Source organism: Pseudomonas sp. MWU13-2862, assembly GCF_023242495.1.
In the GTDB taxonomy this organism is placed as follows: domain Bacteria; phylum Pseudomonadota; class Gammaproteobacteria; order Pseudomonadales; family Pseudomonadaceae; genus Aquipseudomonas; species Aquipseudomonas gingeri_D.
The window spans coordinates 1-22,759 of sequence record NZ_JALMEZ010000025.1; the positions used below are offsets into that span (position 1 = coordinate 1).

The window sequence follows — 22,759 nt, forward strand, 5'->3', positions numbered from 1 at the left end:
GTGGGGTAATAATGGGAATGATACCGTCAAATTTGTTGGCGATATTTCACCAGAGCAGTTGTGGTTTAAAAGGGAGGGTAATGATCTCCAAATCAGCGCTATTGGCTCAAACGATAAGGCAGTGATTCAGAATTGGTATATCGGTGATTCTTATCACGTCCATCAGTTTTTAGCTTCTGATAGCAAGGTCGTGTTGGAAGGGCAGGTGCAAAATCTGGTGGATGCCATGGCAGGATTTGGGGTGCCTGCTGGCAGCGAGTCCAACCTTAGTAACGATCAGCGTTCGCAATTGGATGTAGTCATCGCGGCAAACTGGCACTGAGTATTTCAAGTGAAAGCGGTCGATAGCCTGTTGGTTATCGGCTGCTTCAGTGACTTGACGTTTCTGCTGGATTTTCAGTGCTCCTTGCAGGAATGTTATCTGCCCTATTTCACACTCGACGGCTATGATGGTGTTACTACAGGTATTTTTTAAAACTGCCGGCCGAAATACTCACCACCACACCCAGTACCGCTGCGCTGGGCAGTAGCACCAGCAAAGGGCTCACGGTCATCGGCAACGCGGGGTAAATGATCCAGGGCGCGATCCACAGCGGCACGATCATCCGTTTCGCCCGATGGTAGATGAACCCGGACTCTCTCCCCGCGCCAAAGCGACGCAAATCTCGACGCACCAGTCCATCGATCAGCCCCGTGAAGACCGCCATCAGGAACAACGGCAGCGTCAGTATCAAAATCAGGATGCGCGCCAGAAAGGTCAGCGCTGCATACACCGCCGCCAGCCCGTAGTCTTCAAGGTGCACATAGACCAGCCCCAGGTAGTACTGAATCCCTGCCCCTCGGTTACCGTTCAATCGTGCCTGCTCGGCTGATTGGGTAATCCAGCGGATCAGACCGGTTTTCTCGAAACCCCATTCATACGCCAGGCCGATGATCCAACGAGCGGTTTGCCCTGGCTGCTCAACCAGCAGGCTCTGGACAAAAGCTGCCGACAACCACTCCAGCTCGCTGTTCAGCATGTCGCGCGAGTGATGCCAGCCTTCCTCCGGCCAGAAGAAATACAGCCCGATCCACTCGGTCACCACACTGAAAAACAACGACACCAACAAAATGCCGAGGAGGGTGAAGGGCAGCCCCAGGACCTTGCTGATCAGGCCCTTATCGCGTTGTGGTTGTTGGCTTTTTGCGGTGTCGGTGCTAGTAGCCATGGTCCTCTCCTGCTCAGGACTCCGTGACGATCACAGGCTCGAAGCAGACCAACAGTGGACCGGCGACCGGGTCCACCACCCTAATCTGGAGCACGTTGATCCAGCGTGGAGAGAGACCGTTTTTGCTAAAGCGGTCAAACAGATCATTCCCTTCATGGGCCCCCCATCGAGCAGCGATCAGTAGCTGATGCAAGACGTGGGAGACCGTCTGAGTCGCCGACGTGAGTGCCCGAAGGTGAACGAAACGCAGCTTCACACGGACTTTTCCTTTCATGGTTGAGCTTCCTCTGCAGTTGTCGAAGCGGTCTTGGCCTGGTGCGCTTGCTCCAGCAGATCCGCCGGTAGTGATTCATCCAGCGCCCGTGTTCCACTGCTCATCCACCACTCGCCACCGCCATCGATGTAGCGCTTGCGCATGTGCTGGGCCAGGGTTTGCAGGTCCTTGGGCATGCATTCATCAGGATCGGGGGCGGGTATGGGCATACGGATTTTCCAAAGGTTGGCACCTTCGATCAGGGCAAAGGCTTGCCCCTTCGGCAGACTGACGATGTGGGCCGGTTCTATCAGCGGAACGCTGGTGGAGCTGACCCGGTCCTGGGTGTTGCTGGTGAAGTCGGTACTGCCGGTCGGGTCCGAACTGTCCGTCGCGCCGCTGACCAGCGTGGTGGCGTAGACGTCCACCTTCGGCAATTGCCGGGTCAGCAACTCGGCGGTGGCGGTCTCGCGCACCCGCAGCATGAAGAGGTTGTTGAAATTGCCCACTACCTGACCGGCTTTGGCTCGGTTGCCGATCTTGGCTTCGATATCGCTAAGGGTCTGGGTGTAAGCAGTGACTTGGATACCGGCACCGCCGCCCTTGTTGATCATCGGAATGAACTCATCACCCATCAGTTCGTTGAACTCATCGGCGTGAAGGTTGATGGGGATTTTCTGATCGTGGACAGCACCCGGCAGGCCGTCATCAATGCCGAACTTGTAGATGTGGCCTGCCACGGACACCAGGTCCGAAAACATCGAGTTGCCCACGGCGGCGGCCACCTCTGGATCGGACAAAGCATCGAGCCCAACGTACACAATCGCCCGCTTACGGATGATCTGCATCCAGTCAAAAATCGGCCGAGGATCGTTGAGGTCCGTATAGTTGGGCGAGATCAGCTCGGCCATACGCCCAGTTGTGAGCTTCTCCAGCAGCGGGAGGAGCGAGGCAACGATCTTGTCGAAATAGGTCTTGTCATAGCGGATCGCCGAGCGCAGTCCATCCATCACGGGGTCCGCTACTCTGGTTTGCGACAGGTACTGGTCAATGGCCGTTACGCGCTTCTGCCTGCCTCGCATGTTGTAGGGCGTGTTCTTTTCAGTGAGGGTGCCTTCAATCGTGACAATCACTTCCCAAGCCCTGGGATCGTGTTTGGCAAAGTAGTAACCGCTGTACTCAATGAATAGCGCGTCGATATTGATGACGTGCTGTAGGATCTTCAGGTAGTCCGGGCGGATTCCCAGTTCCACCAACGCTCGGGCAATGATGTTGACAAAGCGCCAGGCGAACTCCCTGAAGGCTGCGCTGTTGCCCTCGCCCGAGAGCTGACCGGCGATGCGACTGGCCACCTCGGAGATGCGCCCAAAACGACCTACGGCGTTGTAGCGCGCCGAAAAATCCGGCCAACCCAGGTGAAAGACATAAAACTCGTCCTCACGCCCGGCGCGCTTGGCTTCGACGTACATACGCTTGAGTAGATCTGCATCGCCCTTGGGGTCGAACACAATCACAGGTTCGAACTCAGGCAACCCGTTGACCATCTCCTTGCGGCGGATATCCTGGGTAATGAATAGCTCTGCCAACCGGGTTTTACCGACCCGTGTCGTGCCCAGGACCAGGCTGTGGCCGACACGTTCTCCCAACGGCAGCGACACCTCGACTTCATTGGGTTCAACGCCATGCAGGCGAGGAGAGCCGCCTACTGGCGGCAGAGGACGCACCGGGTTAAACGGGCTGTCCCAGGCGGTAACGCGGGGCACCAAGCTCAACGGAAAAGGCGCCACCTCCAGGCGTACTTCCAAACGGCGAGCGGCCTGAAATCCGGCGGTGGGCTCCACGTAGCGACGAAACTCGGGCCGGTAGGTCTGCATCAGACGCTGGGTGTGCCGTTGCTCCCACTTGAAACCGAGGCCGATAAATAGTCGGCTGTTGCTCACGGGCACTTGCTTACTGGTCATCACATAGCGCGGCAGCCGACGGATATTGCGCCGATAGCGCAACACCACCAGTGCCTGACGAAGGCGCATCCCGCCGAACCCCAGAAAGAACACCGCCGCCCCGACCCCGAACAGTGGCGTCATCGCCAGCGACCAGGGCGCGAACAGACTCAAGTACGCCCCGATGCCACACACCGCTACGGTGTAGAGCTCCACCGCAGGCCGCAACAGGGCCTCGATGGTATGGGACTGGGTCATGACTACTGCTCGATACCGGTGGCCGTCACCAGCGCGGGGTAGTGCTCTATCCCCAAGCGCTGCGCCAGGTCATCCGCCGCCGCTGGCACCATCTCCAGTCCGGCGCCCAAAGCGCGTAGTTCTGTGAGGGCTGTCATCCGCTGAACATTGACCACCCACCCGACGGCTTTGATTTCACGCAAGACATCGCCACGGCGCTGCAGCCACTGCCGTGACAGCTCGTCATCGCCCACCAGGAACACGGGCTGTAAGCCGGCGGCATTGTGTGTACGGCTCTCGAAGGGCCCAGGGCTCAGCGAAGGGGACTTCACTGGCAACATGTCCGCCTCGCTGTACGCGGTGGTGCGCACTGGCGGCAAGGTCATGGCCCTTGCCGGTTGCTCATCGGGCAACAGGTTGAGCGAGCGGTAGTACGCCAGGGTTGAGGTGCCGCCCCGGTCATCAACGACGATCAGTTCGGCGTGGGTGGCTTTGCACAACAGGCCCGCCACTGTGCCCAGCATCAGAGCGGTCAGTGGTGCGCGGGAGATAAAAGAGGCGTGTGGTGTTTGTGTCGGGTTCATGGGGTCTTCATTCCTTGAAGGTTGGGGCGGGTGATACGAGTGAGGTGCCGAGCAAAGGCTTGGCGGTAGCGTTTGGCGGGTGCACCGCCAGCGGGGCGGTGGTAGCGGCCTGCGGCAGTGGTCCAGTTGTTGTTCGGGGATTTGTGTTTCAGGAGCAACGCGGTGGCGACGGTCAGGTTGCGGTACGGGTCCAGGGCTTCGCAGGGATGCGTGAAGTGCTCGCCGTTCCAGCCCAGGTTGATCTGGCCCAAGCCCGCATCCACCTGTTTGGCACTGACTGTCCGGAGGGCTTGGAGCAGTGCACCGCACGCCGAGCGCCGATCCGCAAAGCGGTACGACTGGCCCGCCACGTTCAGGGTCCAGGGCCAGGGAACCAACCGGCCACGTACACGGGCACCACTTTCCTGTAGGGCCAGCGCGTACAACACCGGAGAGGGAACCGGCGTGCCCCGGGTCGCCCACTGGTAAGCGGGCGGCGGTAAGGCAGCAGCGCTGACCTGTAAGGCCAGCAGGCCGCCACTCACCAAACCGGCACACGACCACAAGCGGCCCCGGCTCATTGCCTTTGCCATTGGCCAAAGACCTGCCGCATGACGGCAGGAAAGGCCCCGTTGTCGCCCAGACGTGCCCAGTGTCCGGTGTCGTGATTGAGGGTGATGTCGCGGTTGAGCACCTTCTTCGGCTCAATACCGGCCCGCTTGGCCCAGGCCCGAAGGCGGTCGTCTTTGCCCCGGCTGTCGACCAGGTACAGATCAAAACCCTGTGCCGCTTGCTGAAGCTGTCTGACGCGCTCTGGGCAGCCTTTGCAGTCCGAAGTGACAAACACTGCCAACCGAGCCGATGAAATCACAGGAGACGCCTGGGCCGTGCTCTCGGTGCCGATCAGGTTCACCGGCAGTTGCCCGGGGTACAAACGCTGATAGGCCTCGTTGTAGGCGTTCTGGTAAGTCAGCAGCTTTTGCACTCGGACGAACTCCGCCTGCACCTGCTGTTCGGCATAGCGCTGCTGTTCCTGTGGATCTCGCGCCTCAATACCCAATGCCGTCAGCGGATCGAGGTTGGGCGAGTACACACCGAGCGGTCCTTGCATCAAGCGGCGATAGCGTTGCCACTCTTCTGGCTTGAGGCCCCATTCAGAGGCCAGCGCCTGCTCAAGTGCTTGAGTCGGGAGCTCCTGATGCTGGATGTGTGGTGTGCTTTCAACGGTCAGAGGGGTCAGCGTTTCGGCTTGAGCCACCAGGGACGGCAACAGACAGGCACCGCTCAACCACAGACAAAGAGGGGATATGTTCATGGCGCAGCCCTCACGGGATCGAGATGGAGAGCGAACCACCATCAGGCCGAATCCATTGGGCTTTGCCTGGCTCCAGCGCTTCCAAACGCCAGCCCAAGAACACCCGGCCCGGCCGAAGCAGTTCGATGTCCTCCAGTCGCCGCACCCCTGTGAGCGCCACCGCTAAAAACAACTCACCGCCGCGTGACTCCAGACCCACGACGGTGAACGGCAGTCGCGTGGACGCGGTGGTGTTGGTTCTGCGAGGGTGCACGACCTTGGGCAGCCTCGATGAAGGCCTCCGCGCGGCGGCAGAAGACGGTACCGGCGCAGTGGTCGGGGAGGGAGGCGTTTCTACGGCCGCTTTGAGCGCCAGCAGCGCGCCCTCGGTGTTTTCCACCTGGGTGGTCAGAGCAGCGACGCCTGAGACGACGGTCGCTACGGAACGATCCGCGGCCAGCGTCTCAATACGTTGAAGAAGCGTCTTTTGCGCGACTTGAAAGTCGGCCTCTGTCACGCATGACTGCAAACCATCGAGTTCGGTATCCACCCTTTTCAGGTGCAACTGGATGCTTTCCAGACCTTCGTGAGAGGGCATTGACTCCACAGCGTCGGAAAGCATCGAGAGCTTGTTTCCCAGGTAGACCGCTGTGCCTGCTAGCAAAATCAGCGTCACACCTTGAATGGCCGAATACACTGTAGGACGTTTCATTGCTCACCTCCCAACGGCTGCGCCATAGGTGAGGAAAACGCTCCCGTTGTACCCGCCACCGGACCAACCAGCACGGTTGTCGGTAGCTGATCAGTCACATCGTCTCGCGCCGCAAAGCAGACGCTCCGGGCTCTTTCGTCCACCTCCACACGCCAGGCTGGGCCAGCCAACGTCAGCAGTGCATTGCGTACGGTGATAGGCCCAAGCCGGTAGTGCGCCGCTGGAAGCGGATGGGCATACAGCACCTGCACGCCGCCAGTCTCTGCGGCGATCGCCGGGCACAACCGATAGCCGGAATGGCGCAGAACGTAGTGCATCGCTTCGTGAACCGTCGGGTTCAGCGTCTCCGGCAATCGGATATCGATCACTTGGCTCAGCAAATCCAACTGCTCGGTTCGGGGAAACGTGCTGGCGAGGGTATAGCGCCCCTCACGCTGAGCCGGCGAGCGTTCAGGCTGCAGCCATTGAACCTGGGACGAACGTGAAACCTTCGACACGGAAGGCCGCACAACCTCTCTCTGGGGAGACGAAGTCATCAATGAGTTGCAGCCCGACAGCGCGATCACCGTCAGTGGCAAGGCGAGTTTTACAGCAGTGGCCAAAGGCCGAGTAGGGGAGAAAAACATCCATGTGTCCTCACGCGTTGGTAAGAACACATTTGCAAATCAGAGCAATCGGCGCAGCAAACAAACAGGATTTGGGTCGATGTGATTTTTCAGGTGACCTTCTGCTGGAAGGGACACCGCAGCATTAGGCATCAGCTGTTTGGGCGGTTTCGAGAGGGCAACCAGTTTTTCAGTCTGGAAGAACTGGCGCTTCAGCGAGCAGCTTTTCGGATGACGAAGCAGAGTGATGGGGGCATCAAAGACGGGTGAGCGTGAGCTCCAACTGCCGATGCTCCCAAGCGCTCAGTAGATCAACGGGATTGGTTCCGTAACGCTGCCAATCGTCGAGTGTTCCTGTTCTTCCGGCAGGGCACGTCGCGGCTTCACAGTAAGTGAGGGTGTCGCCGTCATTGAACAGCGTGAGCGTCCAGTGATCTACCTCAACGGGCATAGGTCCGGTATGGATCTCGTTCCAGCATTGTGTACTCAGTCGACGCAGGGTACGTACCCCCAGGGCGACCTCTTTGAGCACCTGATAAACTTCACGAGCGGTGAGGGAGGCGGCTGTCGTCATGCGCTTTGTTCCTCTGGGGTCCAGCTAACAGACGGTGCGAGTGATCTGCTTTTGCGACTCTGCATTGCAATACACGGACTGGAATGGGGGCTATCAGTATACTGACGTCTTCATTCCTCAAGATGCCCGAATAGCATGTTGAGGCTGGGAGGACACGATGTATGGTGATTTACGATCGTCCAAGAGTCGCTACACTTCCCGCTCTCTGTTTTGGACCCCGCTATGAATCTCTCTGACGTCGTTCTAGTGCTGCTCTTGGCCGCACGTATTCATGGTACGGATGAAGCGGTGAGGGCATCGGCCAAGAGCTGCGTGAAGAAGTTGCCACGGTCTAAGCGCGACCTGATCTACAACGTGATCAACAGCCGCAGCCCCATGGAACTGGTCGCTCTCCTGGCTGAAAATCTCGACGACTGAACAGCGAAATGCTTGGTTCGTTTTCCTGATTCAGGAGATGACATCACCGTGACCTAATTGGCTGAAATTCAGCAAAGCCCCCCTGCGGGAGGATTCCCAGCAGGGGTAGGTGGAACCCACTCAACAAGCAGAAGGCATCAGCGGACCGACGAAATCTGGTCTTGCAGTGTCAACACTCTTCGGCCTGGTGCGGCGTTTACGAGACGCCTTTTGGACCAATCGAGTATTGGCCACATACCAGTGACTCAGATCGATGCCTTTGGTGCGAACCATTGCTGGCAGGCGATCCATTTCACGAACCAGAGAATCTGGGACGCAGGGAGGTGGTAGCTGAATTGAAGGGCTTGCCTTGGGTTGGGTGACAGGCAATACATTCGTTGATTTCACTGCACTCAGGAATTCCCGTGTGACAGCGCCGAGTGCGAAGCCAATGTTGTAGCTGAGTGTGGACATGGTGTTCCTCCTGCAGAACAGGGTGCGGAGAAAACACTGTCCTCTAGGGGAAGTGATTCCCCGTTAGGTGAGTTGCATCAGGTTTCTATCGACGGTTGTCGTTCAGATGAAGACGTGGGCAAGAGTCCGTCTGGTCGCAGACAGCCTCCAGCCACGGGTTCAGATCTGCCACTGCAGGGGCCGAAGTGAAACCAGAAGGCGGGCGCCCGGGGAGGGCGCCTTGATAAGGGTTACATCAGCCCATGTTGGGTCATGGACAATGGATCACCGGCACCGACAATGATGTGGTCCAGCAACACCACGTCAATTAGCGCCAGGGCCTTACGTAGTCGTTGGGTCAGTATGCGATCAGCCTGACTGGGTGTGGTGCACCCCGAAGGATGATTGTGAGCTGCGATGACCGCTGAGGCGTTGTGGGCAATTGCACGCTTGACCACCTGCCTGGGATGAACAGTGGTTTGATCAATGTCTCCTTGAAACAGTATTTCAAACGCGAGGACTTGGTGTTTGGTGTCCAGGAAAAGGATGGAAAAGACCTCGCGATCCATCCCGGCCAGTTTCAGTTTGAGGAAGCGGCCGACCTCTGGTGGGCTTTCGAGCTTAGGGCCCCGAGCAAATAGCCGTCGATCCAGAATCCGCATGGCCTTTTCGATCAACACATCTTCCTGGGCTGGGCTTAGTGCAGCTAGAGCCCGCATGTCGTTTGGGGCGTGGGTAGAACTCATGACGTCAACCTCTGTTTCCAATCATGGAGGCACGCCATCCCCGAGGGACGCGTATGCCCCCGAAGGTGAAAGAAGGCGCCGGTCAGGGCGCCTGGGTGATGGATCAGACCGCGTGGTGCGCGACCGTTGCAGCTTCCGTGATGTCGGTTAGATCACCGATATCGCTGGAAGCAGAGTCATAGGCAGTCTCTGGTGCATTTGTTGTATCTAGCGGATTGGATGTCTGCGCTACATTCGCCGAATCGACGTCTGATTCCTCTTCCTTGGGCGCGTGGTACACCACTTCACCATCGATTTTGATCAAGGACAGAGAAAGTAAATTGCTTATCAGTCTGGTATCCGGCTGACCTCTGAACTCACCTGTCTGATGGGTGAAAGACCTGGTCCAAAGGCCGCTGAGTTTGAAGCATGCCACGACGGTCTGACCTGAGTTGATCTCTTGTGCACAGTGGCTGATGAGCTGTTTGGCCTCGGTACCGACCACGGTGCAACTAAAGTACCTGTATTCGACTTTGTCGGCAGGGCCCATGAGCACGGTAACGGAAACCTTCAGGTACGATTGTTTATGATATGTGATCGTGCTGACATTGTTGAGATAGCCGATGCAGTCAAGGTACATGTTGAAATGCTTTTTTTCTTCAGCAACGGGTTGAGTTTGAGTCGTCATGAGTGTCTCCAATTTCAATAGGAAAATGGGGAAACACTCATCCCCAAGGGGAAAGTGATTCCCCATTGAGTGGTGGTGCAGTAGGCATTCGGCCGTCAAAGGCACTGACGACTGACCGCGATGATGAATGCGAGAGCGGTCCGGTGGTGATCAACGCGATCATCGCGTCGTAGCCTTTTAGATCCGGGCTACCTGGGCATGTTGCCGACAACGTCAGCAGGACACCCCTTCAGCATGAGAAAAAGAACCCCAGTTGGTCTAGTCCTCCCTTTCAGACGGGGTATGTCGGATATTTCAACTTGAGCGCCGTCAGCTTGGCGAAGCATCCCGTGTCGTGCCACTTCCCATGCTTCCTCTGGTTGATACACCTCGGCCCTACCTTCGAAAAATAAATGCAGTGGGACGTAATCCTGTTTTCCCCTGGCATTCCGCGCCCAAAAAAGGTCATAAAAGGAGAGGCGAAACGGAAGGGGCCAAGGGAAGCAAAACGAAGGGCAAAGGGCCTACCCGCAAACGGTCATCCGTGCACTGAACAGCCAAAAGGCTCCCTCACACCACACGGATGGCAGGCTGAATGTTCTGGCAATTCAAGCTGAAAAAGGCGGCTGATCATGAGCCAACTCGCAAGACCGGGGCGTCCAACTATTTCACACCGCAGACTGCCGCCGAGCTGTTGTCGACCCCGCGCCGGCGCAAACTCCTAGAGCACATCTGGCAGCGCACCTCGCTGTCCCGTAAACAGTTCTCCGAACTCTACCTGAGCCCCATCGAGCGCTACGCCGAACTGGTTCAGCAACTGCCCGCCTCTGAAAATCATCACCACGCTTACCCTGGCGGTATGCTTGATCACGGCCTTGAGATCGTGGCCTATGCCTTGAAAATCCGACAGTCCCACCTGCTGCCCATGGGCGCTCCCCCTGAAACCCAGGCAGCGCAAACCGAAGCCTGGAGCGCCACCGTCGCATACGCGGCCCTTTTGCATGACCTTGGAAAAATCGCGGTCGACGTGGAGGTGCACCTGGACGACGGAACAATCTGGCATCCGTGGCAGGGCCCGGTCAGCCGCGCGTATCGCTTTAAGTACCTGAAGGGCCGCCCCTACAAGCTCCACTGCGCCGCGACGGGCTTGCTCTCCTTGCAAGTGCTGCCACCGTCGATTCTCGATTGGCTGAGCACCTATCCAGAACCCTGGGGCGCACTGATCTACGTGCTGGCCGGGCAATACGAACATGCCGGTACCTTGGGTGAACTGGTCAGTCAGGCTGATCAGGCGTCGGTGGCGCAGGAGCTGGGGGGGAATCCCGTTCGGGCACTGGCCGCGCCGAAGAGCTCCCTGCAGCGTCAATTGATTGAAGGGCTGCGCTATCTCGTCAACGAGCGGCTCAAGCTGAACCAGGCTCGTGCTTCAGACGGCTGGCTCACGGATGACAGCGTGTGGCTGGTCAGCAAGACGGTAGCGGACAAGCTTCGCGCGCACTTGCTGTCTCAAGGTGCGGATGGGATTCCGTCCTCGAATGCCACGCTGTTTAACGTCCTGCAGGACAACGCGATCATTCAGGTCAACACTGATGGCAAGGCGATCTGGACTGCCACCGTTGAGAGTGGCAAATGGAAAAAGACCCTGACGTTCCTCAAAGTCTCGCCGTCGTTGCTCTGGGAGGAGGGTAAACGCCCTCCGGTATTTAGCGGTTCGATCACGGTTGAAACGGCAGTCGAAACAACGGGGGAACGAAATGAAACAACGGCCGGGGATCGCTCATCGCCTGGACTCTCTCCACCTTGGGAGATGGAGTCTGACCTGATGCAGATATCTGCTCAGGCGAGTTTCATCTTGGAGGCGGATGCACCCTGCGGTTTAGAAGAGGGGGCGCTAGAGGAGGAACCACCGGAGTGGTTTCGGATGTTGAACGAGGGCAGCTCAATGGAGGTGTATCACCATGAGGCTGATGAACCGGTCACTGCCGAGCCCCGTCCATCGCCCGTGCGCCAATCCCCGCTTTCACGCCAACCTTCCTCGCCAGTTCGTTTGCCAATCCCAGACGTGAAAGTGAAAGACCTGGGAGAGGCTTTCATGACATGGCTGCGCCAAGGCATTCTGAAGCACACAATCACCATTAACGACGCTCACGCTTCGGTCCATAGCGTCGCCGAGACGGCCTTTCTGGTTACGCCGAAGATCTTTCAGCGTTATGCCCAGGAACACCCCGAAACTGCACGAATGGCCAAGGAGCAGGGGACCAGCGACTGGCGTTGGGTACAGCGTCGTTTCGAGAGACTGGGCCTGCACCACAAGAGTGAAGGGGGGCTGAATATCTGGATCTGTGAGGTCAAAGGTCCTCGCAAAACCCGAGGTATCAAGGGCTATTTGCTCAAGGATCCACTGCTGATTTTCACTGAGAAGCCCTATGACAACCCGTATCTGAAGTTAAAGGACTCGAAGGGCTGAAGTTCCTACGCCTGCACGACTTTGTCGATGTCACGGATGCCAGTGCGTTCCTCTACAGCGAGTTCGCCCTGATGCGACGGCTGTGTCATCCCAGTGTGGTACGTACCTACAGTTTCGAAGTCGACACTGCTTGTGCGCGGACCTTCATGACCCAGGAGTTGATCGAGGGCATGGGCCTGGACCGGCTGCTGTGCGAGCGGCCCGAGGGCTTGCCTTGGCCTGTGTTGCAGCCGATTGCCATTGGCCTGCTGGAGGCATTGGCCCATGTGCACCAGCGTGGGGTGCTGCATGGCGATGTGAAACCCGGCAATGTCCTGTTGGCGAAGGATGGCCCGCGGCTGTTCGATTTCGGCCTGGGTCGGCCGATGGCGGGTGTGTTGCCCGGGCTGGCGCAGTTGAACCGGTCGCGCTTCAAGGCCTGGACGCCGGCGTATGCGGCAGCCGAACTGCTGGAAGGGGCGCCATTATCGGTCGCGACGGACATCTATGCCTTGGGATGCGTGCTGTATGAGCTGGCCAGCGGCATGCACCCTTTCCATCGTCTGGATGCGCTCAAGGCCAGGGACCAAGGTCTGGAGCGAACCCTGCGACGTCCGGCACAACTGCCGGGCCGTCTCTGGCCTGCCTTGCGCCAGACGCTGAGCTTCGACCCCGAGCAGCGGAGCATCAATGCCGATCAGTTGCTGGAGGCGTTTCGCAAGGTCCCGCTCCGGCGCCGCTGGCCGCGCCTTTGGCTCCGTTGCTAGTACCCGCGCTGCACGTTCGCCAGGTTCTCTGGTGTCAGGCCGTTGAGGACGCGCTCGAGATTGGCGAGGAAACTGTCGGCAATTTCGTGACCACTGTTGCTGGAAATCGCCGACGTATGGGGTGACAGACGAACCCGTGGATGGGCGTAGAACGGATGTCCGTCCGGCAGCGGTTCGGGCTCGGTGACGTCCAGCGAGGCGAGGCCGATCGTTCCGTTCTCCAGTGCTTCAAGCAACGCTCCCTGGTCAAGCAGGCCACCACGCGCGATGTTGATCAGATGCAGGCCGGGCCTGGCGCTGGCGAGCACGGCAGTGTTGACGATATGCCGGGTCGCGCCGGTCAGGGGGGCGGCCAGCACCAGGTGATCGGCGCGGGCAAACAGGTCATGGATATCCCGCGCGGCCTCGACACCTTCCACCTCGAAGGGCGTCTGGCTCTGACGCAACGCCAGCACCTTGATGCCCAGGGCGTGGGCCTTGGCCGCGAGGCTGCGACCGATGGCACCAAAGCCGAGAATCCCCAGGGTGGTGCCCTTGAGCGGTGTCAGCGCAGTGAAATTCCACTGTGAGTCATGCACCCAGATGTCCGGTAGACGCTTGGCGGCGGCGAAGATCGCGGCCAGGGCGAATTCGGCGATGTTCTCGGCGGCGCTGCCCCGTGACGTACTCACCGGTGGGCCGTCGAAGAACCATTTGGGGTAGAAGTCGATACCGGAAGACACCACCTGAATCCATTTCAACCCATAGGGCCAGCCCGGCGGTGGGGTGTCCGGCGCCAGGTAGCCGCGTACATTGATCGGCCGCGCCAGCAGGATACTGACCTCGGGTGCCAGGTCGCTGGGTACCCCGGCCGGGACGCCGATAAGGCGCACGCCAGGGTGCGCTTGGGCGAGGCGCTGGCGGACCACCTCGTTGAGGTCTTCATCCAATTGGCTGGCAATCACAAGCTGGTTCATGGGCGTTCCTTTGGCTGGCGCTGGGCGAAGACGGCTTTGCCGACACCTTGCAGCACGGCATCGTTCTGCGGCGTGTGAACGCGACTGCAGAGCACGTCGCGGTAATGCCGTTGCAAGGGGTTGTGGCGTGACAGGCCGGGATTGCCGGACGCCTCGATGGCCAGTTCGACGGCACGGATGGCGTTGCCGGTGACCAGGAATTTCAGTTGCGCGGCGTTGCTCGTGGGCGTGTGTCCCTCAGCCGCGGCATCGAGCAGGCTGCGGTTGGCGAACAGCAAGGTGTCGATATGCCCGACGGTTTCCTGGAAGCGCGGCAGGGTCGAGAGTGCCGCGCCGAGGTTGGAGGGCTTGCGTTGTTCCAGCCAGCCCACCAGCCAGTCCCGAGCCGCTTGGGCAACGGCGTCGTAGACCGATGAAAGCAGTACCGACATCCACAGGAAGCCGTCGCCATCCAGCTCGGGTTGCGGTGCGCTCCAGGGGCTGACGCTGACGGCGTGATCCAGCGGCACCAGGACATTGTCGAATACCACCTCGTGGCTGCAGGTGGCGCGCATGCCCAGATGGTCCCAATCCTCGATGATGCTGATGCCGGGCGTGTCCTTGTGCACCAGCCAGGCACCGACCAGCGGGTCTTCATCGGTGCTGCGGGCCCAGACGCTGAACCAGGTCAGACCGTGGCTGCCGGTGGAGTAGATCTTGCGCCCGCTGATCCGCCAGCCGGCAGAGGTGCGGCGCGCGACGGTCGCCGGCAGGCCGCCACGGGCTGGTGTACCGAGGTCCGGTTCGACGCGCAAGGCGTTGATCAGCGCCCCCTTGCTCACCGCGTCCTCGGCCACCTGCGTGCGCAAGGCCGGAGGCCAGGTTTTGCTGTCCTGCAAACGGGTGTGTTGCAGGTACTGCATCACCAGGATCAAGGCGGTGGAGGGCTCGCCCTTGGCAATGGCGCTGATGGCCTTGCGCGCCTGGGCCAGGTTGGCGCCGCCACCGCCCAGGGCCTTGGGCACGGTCAGGGCCACCAGGCCGTGTTCGTGCAACAGCTTGAAATTGTCATGGGGGAAGGCGCCGCTTTCGTCGTAAAGATGAGCGGTGGCGGCCAACTGACTGCTGATGCGTTCCAGCAAGGCTTCGAAATTGGCAACTGCCACCGAGCGCAGCAGTGGCGTTTGTTGAGAGGAAAGGCTCATGGTCGGCTCACTCGATCAAAATAGTGTTTATATCGGCAGCAACTTGAACTGCCGATCCCACAACGGGCTGACATCCAACCGCTGGCTCAATACCCCGGCGCTGAAAAACAGATCCGCCACTTCCTGCTGCGAAGCGATGGCCTGCTCATTCACTTCGATCAGCTTGTAGGGCTGGCTGCGGCTGTTGTACATGTCGAGGAACACCGCTTTATCCACCCCCAGCAGTTGCGCCGATTTCACGGCCCAGGGCTCGGGGTTGTTGTTCATCCACTCCAGGGTGCGCGCTTCGCGCTGCAGGTAGTCCTGGATCGCCTGTTTGCGCAGAGGGTCCTCCAGGGCGGCGGGGCGGGCCGCGATCAGGTAGTTGCCCGAGAGGTAGCCCAGGGCGGTTTTCAGCACCCGGGCTCCACTGCGAAATTTCGCCAATTGGATAAACACGCCGTAGATCACCCAGGCGTCCAGCTGGCCGCTCTGGAACGCGCTGAAACCATCTTGTGGGGTGAGTGCCACGGCGGTGATGTCGTTCAAGGTCAGCCCTTGTTCCTTCAGGGCCTTGATCAAAAAGTAGTGGGACGTGGTGGAGCGCACATAGCCCACCCGCTTGCCCTTCAGTTGCTCGACGGATTCCAGTTTCGAGTCCTTGGGGATCAGGATCACCTGGTTGTTCACGTCGCCTTGAAGGACGGCGATCAGCTTGGGCTCGCGATGGCTCTGGATCGAGAAGATCGGCGGGATTTCACTCATGCCGCCGATGTCCAGGCTGCCTGAAGCCAAGGCTTCGACAATCAGGTTGCCGCCGGCAAATTCCGCATAGTCGACTTTGTAGGGGGTATCGGAGGTGCCGGCATCGTCGGTGAAATAGGAGTCCTGGCCACGGTAGCTGGCGACGGCGAGGGTCAGCTCCGAAAGTTTTGCCGTGGCCCCCAGCGCCCGTGGCACCAGGGTCGACAACCCCAGTGCGGCCAAGGCTACGGAGCTGGCGGTCAGGAAACCGCGACGATTGAGCTGTCCCTGGATGATCGTGTTCATCATGGTCAGGCCAGTGCCTCCTGTTGCGCTTCGGATTCAAGGGCGAGGCTATGGCGATTGGCCGGGACCTCCAGGCCGAGGTTGTCGCGCAGGGTGACGCCGCTGTATTCGCTGCGAAACAGACCACGTTGCTGCAACACGGGCACCACCTGTTCGGTGAAGGACTGCAAGCCATCCGGCAGTAGCGAGTTGATAATGAAACCGTCGGCCGCGCCCGCTTCGAACCAGGTCTGGATCGCGTCGGCGACCAGCTCCGGGGTGCCGACGAAATCACGTTTGGGGCGCGAAAAGCGCAGCGCCACTTCCCGCAACGTCAGGCCTTCGTCCCGGGCCAGCTGTTTGATGCGGTCAGAGCCGCCTTTCTGGCTGTTGGAGCCCAGGTCGCCCAATTCGGGGAACGGCGCGTCCAGTGGATATTGGCTGAAATCATGGTCGTTGAACGGCCGACCCAGGGCCACGATGGCATCCTCGACGGTCACCAGTTCCACGGCTTGTTGATAGCGGCTTTCCACCTCGGCTTCATCGCGGCCGACAATCGGCCGGATGCCCGGCAGGATCGACAGCTGATCGGCATCGCGGCCAAAACCACGGGCGCGCTTTTTCAGGTCCTGGGCATAGGCACGGGCTTCGTCGAAGTTCTCGGCGTGGACAAAAATCGCATCGGCATTCTCGGCGGCAAAGTTACGCCCGGCCTCGGAGGTGCCGGCCTGGAAAATCACCGGCTGACCCTGGCGGGAACGGGCGATGTTCAGTGGGCCCTTGACCGAGAAAAACTCACCCTTGTGTTCCAGGGCATGCAGCTTGCCGGGGGTGAAGAACTCGCCGCTTTGCTTGTTATAGGCAAAGGCATCGTCCTCCCAGGAGTCCCACAGGCCCTTGACCACTTCCACGTGCTCCTTGGCGATGCGATAGCGCACGGCATGGGGCGGGTGTTCGGCCTTGCCGAAGTTGTCGGCGGTACCGCTGAGCCAGGAGGTCACCACGTTCCAGCCGGCGCGGCCGCCACTGATATGGTCAAGGGAGGCAAACTGGCGCGCCACCTGGAAGGGTTCGGTGTAGCTGACGGTCACGGTCGCCACCAGGCCGATGTGCGACGTCAGCGCCGCCAGGGCCGATAGGATGGTCAGCGGTTCGAAGCGGTTGAGGTAGTGGGGGCTGGATTTTTCATGGATATGCAGGCTGTCGGCAATGAACACGAAGTCGAACTTCGCGCCTTCCGCCAGTTGTGTCTGCTGCTTGTAGAAGCCGAAGTTGACACTGGCGTTGGGCTGGGCCTGCGGATGGCGCCATTCGCCCCAGCCATGGCCGACGCCATGGACCATCGCACCGAGTTTCAGTTGGCGTTTGCTCATGTTCTCACTCCTTTAGCGGGACGGCTGTTTATCGAGAAGCTTGGGTAAAGGGGGCACGCTGGGCGTTGAAGCTCTTGTCGAAGCCTTGGGAGACGTCGATGTGTCGGGTGAGAAGCCCTTCTTCCTGGTAGATGTCAGCGGTGGTTTGCAGGCCGCTGATCACCGCGTCGTCGATCGCCACCGGTTGCATATGGGTGGCCTTGGCCACGGCTATATGCACCGCCAGGGGCAGGCCGGTGATTTTGGCCAGGGCGGCGGCATAGGCTTCGGGATGGGCATTGCTCCAGCGATAGGCGCGATCGACCCGGGCGACGAAGTCGTCCAGTTGCTGGCGCTTGCCGGCAATGGCCTGGCTGGTGGCCGCGAGGTACAAGTGGTTGGTCAGCAGGCTGTCACCACTGACCAGGACCTTGGCCTGGCTCTGGGTGGTGGCGATGGTGGTGTAGGGATCCCAGGTCGCCCAGGCGTCGGCGCTGCCGTTGTCCAGCAGCAGGCGCGACTCGCTGGGTAGCAGGTAGATGAATTGCACGTCCTGGGTGCTCAGGCCGACACTGCGCAGCGCCTTGATCGCCAGGAAGTGGCCGATGGAGCCGCGGGTGGTGACGATACGCTTGCCCTTGAGATCAGCGGCAGTGTTCAGCGGCGAATCCTTCAGCGTGAGCATGGCCGTGGTGTAGCGCCCCTCGGCGTGGATGATGCTCACCACCTTCAGCGGCGCACCGGCACCGAGGGCGAAGACATAGGGTGCATCGCCCAAGGCGCCGATATCCACGGCACCGGCATTCAGTGCTTCACCCAGCGGGGCGGCGGCGGGGAACTCGGAAAACTGGATCTCGTAGGGCACGTCGGCCAGTTCGCCGGAGACCTCCAGCAGCACTTTGATCGTCGACTTTTGATTGGCCACCAACAGCGGTTGCAGGTCGGCGGCGTGGCTCGCCGCGCCGAACGCGAGGGCGCTGGCGAGCAGCAGGTGCTTGAACGGTTGGGTAAAGCGCATGACAGCGTGCTCCAGGCGAAGCTTGATGTTTCGTGTCACCTCCGCCTGGAGAAAGGGGTCGGGCTGAATTCAATGTGTGGTATGGCAAACGGCGCTGCCCGGCATGCGGTGCAGAAGCCTGGAGGGCTCAGATCACGAAAAAGCCATGGGTGCCGTCGCGGGCCAGTTGCTCCACCAGGCCGAACTCCCAGTCCAGGTAGGCCTGCATGGCTTCCCTTGGGTTGTCGGTGCCTTCATAGGGGCGGCGATAGCGGTCGATGCGCGGTGAGGCGAGGTGACTCTCGCCTTCTTCCAGCGGCAGTTGTGCGGCAATCCAGCTGGCGGTGCCGTCTTGCAGCAGGAACACCTGCTTGCCGGTCAGGGCCTCGACTTCGGCCACCGCCAGGCGCGCCAGTTGGCTGCTGCCACAGGTCAGCACATAGCGTTGCGTTGCCGGCACCTTGGCCAGGGCTTGCGGCAATTGCCCGCGCAGGGCCCACCAGGCGCCGGGGATGTGGCGTTTGACGTAGTTGGCGCTGCTGGTGAAGTCGAGTACGGCGGTGTCGCCGTGGGTCAACCACTCGGCCAGGGTCTGCGGGCTGATGACTTCGGCCTGCCGAGCTGCAGGGACCGGTGCCTGCCACGGGCCTTGCTCGCTGAAATGAGCCGGTTGCAGGTCATCCAGCACATGCACTTCCCAACCCAACTGGGCGAGCCAGGAGGCGGACATATTGGCCCTTACACCGTCGTCATCGGCCAGCACCAGGCGCGCACCGCGCACGCTGGCGACATGATCGGTTTCCTGCACCAGTTGGCCGCCCGGCGTCGAGCGGGCGCCAGGCAGGTGACCGGCTTCGTATTCTTCCGGGGTGCGTACGTCGAACAGGTAGGTGGTACGCGCCGCTTGCTGCTGCCAGCCTTGCAGGTCGGCCAGGGTGGCGCGGCCCACGTGGGCCTTGTCGGCAACGCGGCGAGCTTCCTGGGCGGCGACCTGGCGATGTTCTTCCGAGGTGGGGGCGAAGCGTCGCGACTGACCGTGCTGCAGCGTCTGGCCGGCGAGGGTCCAGCCGATGGTGCCGTTGCGCAGGGCGAATACCCGATTGGCGATGCCGGCATTGATCAGCGACTGGGTGCCGATGATGCTGCGGGTGCGCCCGGCGCAGTTGACGATTATATGGGTGGCCGGATCCGGCGCCAGCTCGCGGGCGCGTAACACCAGCTCGGCGCCGGGGACGCTGATGCCAGTGGGAATACTCATGGTCTGGTACTCATCAAAACGCCGGGCATCGAGCACCACCACATCGGCCTCGCTGTCGAGCAGCGCCTGGACTTCTTCCGCCGCCAGGGACGGGGTGTGGCGGCGGCTTTCCACCAGCTCGCCGAAGGCCTTGCTGGGCACGTTGACGTCGATAAACAGCTCGCCACCGGCGCGGCGCCAACCATCAAGACCGCCCGCCAGCAGGCTGACCCGGGTATAGCCGAGCGCCTGCAAGCGCTCGGCGGCGATGTTCGCCAGGCCTTCGCCGTTGTCGTAGACCGTCACCTGGGTATCGCGGCGGGGGATGCGCGAGTAAACCTCCAGCTCCAGTTTGGACAGCGGGATATTGGCGGCGAACAGAGGGTGGGATTCGGCGAAAGGTGCTTCCTCGCGTACATCGACGAGGGCGACTTCTTCATGGTCCAACAGGGCCTGGCGAATCTGGGCGAAGGTGCGGTTCGATACAGTGCTCATTGGGCAGGGCTCTCTTTGGACAAATCCCAGATGTTCGGGAGAAAGGCGTTGGAATAACCGGATATAAACAGTTTCTCGCTGCCGTCGGGCTGATACACCGCACGGCGCACGGCACCGATATTGGCGCCGTAGACATGGATGCTGATGGACACCTGGTCAGCAAAGGCATTGCTGACTTGATGGATGTCACCGATCTTCGGCGAGACGGCCTCGACCTGGCCCGGTTCCAGCCGGATCGGTTTGCCCTCGGCGCTCAACGTGCCGTCGGTGTTGCGTTCGAACCCTTGGGAATACTCGGCGCCGCGCAGCATGCCGATCAGCCCCCACACCCGATGATCATGAATCGGCGTGCTTTGTCCCGGTCCCCACACAAAGCTGACGATGCTGAAACGCTGCCGAGAATCGGCATGCAGCAGAAATTGCTGATAGCGCTCGGGGCTGGGCTGGGCAAATTCGTCCGGCAGCCAGTCATCATGGCTGACCAGTTGCGCCAACAGCTTGCCGCCGCGGTGCAGCAGATCGCCTTCGCGAGGGTTGCCGTCGATCAATTCCGCCAGGGCGCCTATGAATGCTCTGAGTCTCTCCGGGTGTCGGGCCTGGGTCATGGCAGTTCCATCGTGGGTGGTTCGTGGTGGTGGGTTATCTAAGCATAATGTTTATAGTTAATATGCTATTTTTTAATGATTAGGTTATAGCTGAAAGTAATTTAGAACCGGTTTGAATAGCGTTAGGCGTTATCGATGGGGCGGGTGGGCTATCCAGGCGGCGTTTATGTAACTATGCTTTTCACACATCTTAATGACTGTTCTCTATGTGCGGCCCAAATGAAAATTGACGATATCGATGCCTTTGTCGAAGTGATTCGTTGCCAGTCCATCAGCCATGCCGCCGAGTCGTTGCAACTGACCCAGCCGGCGATCACCCGCCGCGTGCAGAACTTCGAGCAGGCGCTCGGAGTGGAGTTGTTCGACCGTAACACCAAGCCTCTCAAGCCTACGCTGATCGGAACCCGGGTGTATGAACAGTGCCGTCTGATCCTGCGGGAGATGGATGCATTGCGCGAGTTGGTGGCCACCGATGCACCGCCCACCGGGTTGTTGCGCCTGGGTGTGCCGCAAACCATCGGTGACGTGGTGCTGCTGGACGCCCTCAAGCACCTGCGCACCGAATACCCCGATCTGCGCGCCCAGGTGGCCACGGGCTGGGGCAGCCAGTTGGTCGGCAAGATCGAGCGCGGTGAACTGGACGCGGCGGCGGCGCTGTTTCCGGCGGGCAAGATCTTCCCGGACAACATCATCGGTGAATCCATCGGCAAGATGGAACTGGTGGTGGTGTGCGCCAAGGCCCAGTTGCCCAAGCGCCCGTGCAAGCTGGCGGATGTCTACCAGAACGGCTGGATTCTCAATCCCGATGGCTGCGGCTTCCGGGCCGGGCTGCAACGCACCCTGTCGGACCAGGGCCTGGCCTTGCGGGTCAACCTGGAAACCTTCGGTACCGAGTTGCAGTTGGGCTTGGTGGCTGACGGCCTGGGGCTGGGCCTGGTGCCGCGGCCGTTGCTGGAACGCAGCGTCCATCGCGAGCAACTGGCGGTCATGCCCCTCAAGGATTTCAAGCCGGTGATGGACCTGTGGCTGATCTACCCGCACTTCCTCGGCAACCTGCAAGGGCCGGTGGATGCCTTTGGCAAACGGGTGGCGGCGTCGTTGCACAAAGTCAGAAACGCCGCATGATTGCGCTGCTGGATATGAAAAAAAATAATAATTAGCTTAGATTAAAATGTGCTTTTTATTATTTTTTTCCATCCCATAGGCTTGTCTGGAAGTCCTTAAGGCCATCCAGGAAGTTTTGCCATGAGCAGCGTCAGTCCGTTATCCAGCGTTTCGAACAATGTCCGACTGCGGGTCACTGCAGAAGAGTGGGAGGTCCGTGTCAAGCTGGCTGCGGCCTATCGGCTGGCGGCCTTGTACAAGTGGACCGATCACATCTACACCCATTTCTCCGCCCGGGTGCCGGGGCCCGAGGAGCATTTCCTGATCAATGCCTTCGGGCTGTTGTTCGATGAAATCACGGCCTCCAACCTGGTCAAGGTCGACATCGATGGCACCCTTGTCGATGACCCGACCGGGCTGGGCATCAACTACGCCGGTTATGTGATCCACAGCGCCATCCATGCTGCCCGCCCTGACCTGCAAGCGGTGTTGCACACCCATACCCGCGACGGCATTGCGGTGTCGGCACAGAAGGGTGGGTTGTTGCCTATTTCCCAACACTCCATCGGTTTTTCCGGGCGAGTGGCTTACCACGGCTATGAGGGCGTGGCCCTGGACCTGGATGAGCGTGAGCGCCTGGTGGCGGACCTGGGGGACAAGAGCGTGATGATCCTGCGCAACCATGGCTTGTTGACGGCGGGGATCAGTGTCGAGCATGCGTTCCAGCAACTGCAGGGCCTGGAGCGGGCGTGCAATATTCAGATCGCGGCGCAGGCGGCGGGGAATGCCGAACTGATCTTTCCGCCGGCCGAGGTGGTGGCCAAGGTTGAGAAGCAGGCCGAGGTGTTCAAGAGCGGGGAAGGGCCGGGGGTGGCGCGGCATTGGAATGCGTTGATTCGGCAGTTGGAACGTACCGATACCGACTACAAGCATTGATCGGTCATGGGTGAGTTGATGCCCACCCTTCCCGAGAGGGAAAGG

Annotated in this window: 24 protein-coding genes and 1 pseudogene; 6 read left to right on the top strand and 19 right to left on the bottom strand. The window is 60.2% G+C overall.

Annotated features, from left to right (window positions below; genetic code table 11):
* On the top strand, positions 1-322 hold a 322-nt coding region (locus tag M5C56_RS30865), incomplete at its 5' end, for a calcium-binding protein (RefSeq protein ID WP_348648056.1).
* Between the two features lie 136 nt (positions 323-458).
* Here the strand turns inward: M5C56_RS30865 and M5C56_RS30870 are convergent.
* From M5C56_RS30870 to M5C56_RS30910, 9 genes are all read right to left on the bottom strand, one after another.
* Positions 459-1,208: a TIGR03747 family integrating conjugative element membrane protein gene (locus M5C56_RS30870; RefSeq protein WP_247263472.1), complete on the bottom strand. Its 750-nt coding sequence runs from the start codon at positions 1,206-1,208 to the stop codon at positions 459-461.
* 13 nt (positions 1,209-1,221) lie between these two features.
* On the bottom strand, positions 1,222-1,482 hold the full coding sequence (locus M5C56_RS30875; protein ID WP_103498441.1) for a hypothetical protein: 261 nt from the start codon (positions 1,480-1,482) through the stop codon (positions 1,222-1,224).
* Positions 1,479-3,659, bottom strand: coding sequence for a type IV conjugative transfer system coupling protein TraD (gene traD / locus M5C56_RS30880; RefSeq protein WP_103498440.1), 2,181 nt, complete (start codon positions 3,657-3,659; stop codon positions 1,479-1,481). Before traD ends, M5C56_RS30875 begins: the two co-directional genes overlap by 4 nt.
* Positions 3,660-3,661: 2 nt before the next feature.
* On the bottom strand, positions 3,662-4,222 hold the full coding sequence (locus M5C56_RS30885; protein ID WP_247263473.1) for an integrating conjugative element protein: 561 nt from the start codon (positions 4,220-4,222) through the stop codon (positions 3,662-3,664).
* Positions 4,219-4,782 carry a lytic transglycosylase gene (locus M5C56_RS30890; protein WP_103498439.1) on the bottom strand — a complete coding sequence of 188 codons (564 nt, stop codon included), beginning with the start codon at positions 4,780-4,782 and terminating at the stop codon, positions 4,219-4,221. The genes M5C56_RS30885 and M5C56_RS30890 overlap by 4 nt, the downstream gene beginning before the upstream one ends.
* Entirely contained in the window at positions 4,779-5,471 is a 693-nt protein-coding gene (locus M5C56_RS30895; RefSeq protein ID WP_247263474.1) for a TIGR03759 family integrating conjugative element protein, read from the bottom strand. The genes M5C56_RS30890 and M5C56_RS30895 overlap by 4 nt, the downstream gene beginning before the upstream one ends.
* 55 nt (positions 5,472-5,526) lie before the next feature.
* A complete protein-coding gene (locus M5C56_RS30900; RefSeq protein WP_103498437.1) occupies positions 5,527-6,207 on the bottom strand; it encodes a hypothetical protein in 681 nt (226 codons plus the stop codon).
* Complete coding sequence (locus M5C56_RS30905) at positions 6,204-6,833, bottom strand: PilL N-terminal domain-containing protein (protein ID WP_103498436.1); 630 nt, start codon at positions 6,831-6,833, stop codon at positions 6,204-6,206. The genes M5C56_RS30900 and M5C56_RS30905 overlap by 4 nt, the downstream gene beginning before the upstream one ends.
* 235 nt (positions 6,834-7,068) lie before the next feature.
* Positions 7,069-7,386 (bottom strand): hypothetical protein, encoded by a 318-nt coding sequence (locus M5C56_RS30910; protein ID WP_103498435.1) that lies wholly within the window; start codon positions 7,384-7,386, stop codon positions 7,069-7,071.
* 222 nt (positions 7,387-7,608) lie between these two features.
* Here M5C56_RS30910 and M5C56_RS30915 point away from each other — a divergent pair, with 222 nt between their 5' ends.
* Entirely contained in the window at positions 7,609-7,803 is a 195-nt protein-coding gene (locus M5C56_RS30915; RefSeq protein ID WP_103498434.1) for a hypothetical protein, read from the top strand.
* Between the two features lie 120 nt (positions 7,804-7,923).
* Here M5C56_RS30915 and M5C56_RS30920 read toward each other — a convergent pair whose 3' ends face one another.
* The 3 genes from M5C56_RS30920 to M5C56_RS30930 all read right to left on the bottom strand — a co-directional run bounded on the left by M5C56_RS30920 (position 7,924) and on the right by M5C56_RS30930 (position 9,648).
* The gene (locus M5C56_RS30920) at positions 7,924-8,256 is read right to left on the bottom strand and encodes a hypothetical protein (protein ID WP_103498433.1); all 333 of its coding nucleotides are present in this window, start codon (positions 8,254-8,256) and stop codon (positions 7,924-7,926) included.
* A gap of 230 nt (positions 8,257-8,486) precedes the next feature.
* Entirely contained in the window at positions 8,487-8,981 is a 495-nt protein-coding gene (gene radC / locus M5C56_RS30925) for a DNA repair protein RadC (RefSeq protein ID WP_103498432.1), read from the bottom strand.
* A 103-nt stretch (positions 8,982-9,084) separates the two neighbouring features.
* Positions 9,085-9,648 carry a DUF3577 domain-containing protein gene (locus M5C56_RS30930; RefSeq protein ID WP_178129932.1) on the bottom strand — a complete coding sequence of 188 codons (564 nt, stop codon included), beginning with the start codon at positions 9,646-9,648 and terminating at the stop codon, positions 9,085-9,087.
* A 574-nt stretch (positions 9,649-10,222) separates the two neighbouring features.
* Here M5C56_RS30930 and mobH point away from each other — a divergent pair.
* Both mobH and M5C56_RS30940 read left to right on the top strand, forming a co-directional pair.
* Entirely contained in the window at positions 10,223-12,094 is a 1,872-nt protein-coding gene (mobH, locus tag M5C56_RS30935; protein ID WP_103498430.1) for a MobH family relaxase, read from the top strand.
* A gap of 17 nt (positions 12,095-12,111) precedes the next feature.
* Positions 12,112-12,840, top strand: a pseudogene (locus M5C56_RS30940) (serine/threonine-protein kinase); the annotation flags it as partial.
* On the opposite strand, the gene M5C56_RS30945 reads toward M5C56_RS30940, so the two are convergent.
* From M5C56_RS30945 to M5C56_RS30975, 7 genes are all read right to left on the bottom strand, one after another.
* Entirely contained in the window at positions 12,837-13,796 is a 960-nt protein-coding gene (locus M5C56_RS30945; RefSeq protein ID WP_103498428.1) for a D-isomer specific 2-hydroxyacid dehydrogenase family protein, read from the bottom strand. The pseudogene M5C56_RS30940 and the gene M5C56_RS30945 sit on opposite strands and share 4 nt — an antisense overlap.
* Positions 13,793-14,980 carry an acyl-CoA dehydrogenase family protein gene (locus M5C56_RS30950; protein ID WP_103498427.1) on the bottom strand — a complete coding sequence of 396 codons (1,188 nt, stop codon included), beginning with the start codon at positions 14,978-14,980 and terminating at the stop codon, positions 13,793-13,795. Before M5C56_RS30950 ends, M5C56_RS30945 begins: the two co-directional genes overlap by 4 nt.
* Before the next feature lie 27 nt (positions 14,981-15,007).
* Complete coding sequence (locus tag M5C56_RS30955) at positions 15,008-16,012, bottom strand: ABC transporter substrate-binding protein (protein WP_103498426.1); 1,005 nt, start codon at positions 16,010-16,012, stop codon at positions 15,008-15,010.
* Positions 16,013-16,014: 2 nt separating this feature from the next.
* Positions 16,015-17,361, bottom strand: a complete 1,347-nt coding sequence (locus tag M5C56_RS30960) for an LLM class flavin-dependent oxidoreductase (protein WP_103498425.1) — start codon at positions 17,359-17,361, stop codon at positions 16,015-16,017.
* Between the two features lie 28 nt (positions 17,362-17,389).
* Positions 17,390-18,358, bottom strand: coding sequence for an ABC transporter substrate-binding protein (locus M5C56_RS30965; protein ID WP_103498424.1), 969 nt, complete (start codon positions 18,356-18,358; stop codon positions 17,390-17,392).
* Between the two features lie 127 nt (positions 18,359-18,485).
* Positions 18,486-20,069: a rhodanese homology domain-containing protein gene (locus tag M5C56_RS30970; RefSeq protein ID WP_103498423.1), complete on the bottom strand. Its 1,584-nt coding sequence runs from the start codon at positions 20,067-20,069 to the stop codon at positions 18,486-18,488.
* A complete protein-coding gene (locus tag M5C56_RS30975; protein WP_103498422.1) occupies positions 20,066-20,674 on the bottom strand; it encodes a cysteine dioxygenase in 609 nt (202 codons plus the stop codon). The genes M5C56_RS30970 and M5C56_RS30975 overlap by 4 nt, the downstream gene beginning before the upstream one ends.
* 219 nt (positions 20,675-20,893) lie before the next feature.
* Here M5C56_RS30975 and M5C56_RS30980 point away from each other — a divergent pair, with 219 nt between their 5' ends.
* Together M5C56_RS30980 and M5C56_RS30985 are read left to right on the top strand one after the other, a co-directional pair.
* Positions 20,894-21,799 (top strand): LysR family transcriptional regulator, encoded by a 906-nt coding sequence (locus M5C56_RS30980; RefSeq protein WP_103498421.1) that lies wholly within the window; start codon positions 20,894-20,896, stop codon positions 21,797-21,799.
* A 120-nt stretch (positions 21,800-21,919) separates the two neighbouring features.
* Positions 21,920-22,714, top strand: a complete 795-nt coding sequence (locus tag M5C56_RS30985) for a class II aldolase/adducin family protein (protein WP_103498420.1) — start codon at positions 21,920-21,922, stop codon at positions 22,712-22,714.
* Positions 22,715-22,759: the final 45 nt, after the last annotated feature.